At 43.7% G+C, this 1,086-nt stretch carries 1 protein-coding gene; it reads left to right on the top strand.

What is annotated here, in order from left to right:
- The coding region (locus HMPREF9075_RS05385; RefSeq protein ID WP_009415470.1) for a gliding motility-associated C-terminal domain-containing protein at positions 1-1,036 on the top strand (1,036 nt) is incomplete at its 5' end.
- Positions 1,037-1,086: the final 50 nt, after the last annotated feature.

Consider the following 1,086-nt stretch of genomic DNA (forward strand, 5'->3'; position numbering starts at 1 on the left):
GGGTATTACCCTTAATGCAGATGGAACAGTAGCGGTAGCAAGTACTACAGCAGCAGGCGTATATAAAGTGCCATATACAATTTGTGCTAAGAACGGAACCTTATGTGCTACTACAGAAATAGAAATAGTAGTGATAGCACCAACGGTAACGCCAACGATAGAAGTGAATGGAGAAACGTTTACTTATACGGGTAGCCCAGTGGTAGGCAACGTACTTACCAATGAGAAATTGAATGGAGTTCCTAACCCATCGGTACGCAGTGTAACGATAAGCATAATGCCACCGCTTCCAGGGGTAAATGAACCATACCTAAACCCTGAAACGGGAGATGTGATAGTACCACCGGCAACGGTAGCTGGAACCTATACAGTTACTTACCGTGTATGTACGATAGCAGCACCAGTGAGCTGTGATACAGCATCGGTGCGGGTAGTAGTTCCAGCGAGCGTATCGACACCTACAGCAGCACCTGTAGCGGCTGATGATAGGGCAACTACTATACGCAATACCCCTGTAACGATAGCAGTATTGTCAAATGACACTCCTAACGGAGCTACATTGCCTAATATCACTACAGCACCGCTTAATGGTACAGCGATAGTGAATGCAGACGGCAGTATAGAATATCGTCCATCGACTAACTTTGTGGGTACAGATAGGATTGTATATGAGTTATGTGATGCGTTTGGACAGTGTGCAAGTGCGGTGGTAATGATAGAAGTAACGAATGGATTGTTGCCATACAATGGTATTTCAATAGACGGAAATGAAAGGAATAGCTACTTCCATATAGGAGGCATAGAAGCGTATCCGAAGAATGTAGTGAAGATTTTCAATCGTTGGGGAGTACAAGTATTTGAGATAGAAAATTACGACAACGTGCGCAATGTATTTAGAGGGCTTTCTACCGGACGAGTGACGATAGAGCGCGGCAGCAAGTTGCCACAAGGTACGTACTACTATATTATAGAATACGAAGATGACAACCACCAACAGCAGAAAGAAACAGGTTGGTTATATTTAAAACGCAATTAGCGATGAAAAGAAAAGCACTCAGGCGCAAGCCTGAGTGCTTTTTTTATAGA

The organism is Capnocytophaga sp. oral taxon 332 str. F0381, from assembly GCF_000318275.2.
GTDB lineage: Bacteria > Bacteroidota > Bacteroidia > Flavobacteriales > Flavobacteriaceae > Capnocytophaga > Capnocytophaga bilenii.